2 protein-coding genes are annotated in these 1,559 nt (G+C 58.6%); both read right to left on the reverse strand.

Annotation, left to right across the window (positions count from 1 at the left end):
• Window positions 1-418 (reverse strand): 6,7-dimethyl-8-ribityllumazine synthase (gene ribH, locus ACI4OH_RS07220; RefSeq protein WP_439784500.1); only part of this gene is annotated, 418 nt, incomplete at its 3' end.
• 52 nt (window positions 419-470) lie between these two features.
• Window positions 471-1,559, reverse strand: a 1,089-nt coding sequence (gene ribA / locus ACI4OH_RS07225) for a GTP cyclohydrolase II (RefSeq protein WP_439784501.1), incomplete at its 5' end; no start/stop codon positions are given.

A 1,559-nucleotide genomic window follows, 5' to 3' on the forward strand; every position in this document is an offset into this window, starting at 1 on the left:
CGTCCGCGCCCTTGTTGCCGGCCTTCGTGCCTGCGCGCTCGATGGCCTGCTCGATATTCTCCGTCGTCACAACGCTGAAGATTGTCGGTACGCCCGTCTGCAGGCCAACCTGAGCGATGCCCTTCGAAGCCTCGTTGCAGACGTAGTCGTAATGCGTCGTCGAACCGCGGATGACAGCACCGAGGCAGATGACGGCATCGTATTTGCCCGATTCTGCCATTTTCTTGGCGACGAGCGGCAGCTCGAAAGCGCCAGGTACCCAGGCGACGTCGATATCGTCGTCATTCGTCTCGTGGCGGTGCAGCGTGTCGAGAGCGCCGCCGAGGAGCTTGCTCGTGATGAATTCATTGAAACGGGCGACGACAATGCCGAATTTCAGGCCCTTGCCGGATACAAAACCTTCATATACATTTGCCATGGGAATTCCTCCTAAACTTTATGTCAATGGGATTTTTGCCTGAGCTTTATGCTTATTTCAGCGTCTCATCGCTGAACAGATGGCCCATTTTGACTTTTTTGACGGTCAGATAGCGCTTGTCGAATTTATTGGCATGGACCTGCAGCGGCACGCGGCCCGTGATTTCGAGGCCGTAGCCCTCAAGGCCGGCGCGTTTGGCCGGATTGTTTGTCATGAGACGGATGCTCGTGAGGCCGAGGTCCGCGAGAATCTGTGCGCCGATGCCGTAGTCGCGCAGGTCCGGTGCAAAGCCGAGTTCGACATTGGCCTCGACCGTATCGCGGCCCTGGTCCTGCAGCGCATAAGCGCGCATCTTATTGGCGAGGCCGATGCCGCGGCCTTCCTGACGCATGTAAAGCACGACGCCCTCACCCTCTTTTTCGATTTTCTTCAGGGCAAGCGCGAGCTGGTCGCCGCAGTCGCAGCGCATCGAACCCAGTGCATCGCCCGTCAGGCACTCCGAATGAACGCGCACGAGCACGTCTTTCTTGCCGCGCACGTCGCCCTTAACGATGGCGATATCACATTCGTTGTTGAGCTCGTTCTCATACGCATGAATGCGGAAGTGGCCGTATTTGCTCGGGAAATCGACATCGGCAACTTCATGCACGAAATTCTCCGTGCGCTTGCGGTACTCGATGAGCGATTTGACCGTGATGATGTGCAGGCCGTGCTTGGCGGCAAATTCCTTGAGGCGCGGCGTGCGCATCATATGGCCGTCGTCATCCATGATTTCACAGCAGAGACCGGCCGGATAAAAACCGGCGAGGCGTGCGAGGTCCGTCGTCGTCTCCGTATGGCCGGCACGGCGCAGCACGCCGCCCTCGACGGAGCGCAGCGGGAACACATGGCCCGGACGGCGGAACGAAGCCGGCTTGGCCTTCGGGTCGAGCAACTTCCTGACCGTCTGGCAGCGCTCGAACGCCGAAATGCCCGTCTCCGTGTCGTACGCGTCAATTGAGACCGTGAAGGCCGTCTCGTGATTGTCCGTATTGTTCGTGACCATCTGGCCGATATTGAGTTCATCGAGACGTTTGCCGTCAATCGGCGTGCAGATGAGCCCCTTGGCATACGTCGCCATGAAGTTGATGTCCTGCGGCGT

The sequence above is a fragment of the Mitsuokella apri genome, assembly GCF_051886055.1.
Lineage (GTDB): Bacteria > Bacillota > Negativicutes > Selenomonadales > Selenomonadaceae > Mitsuokella.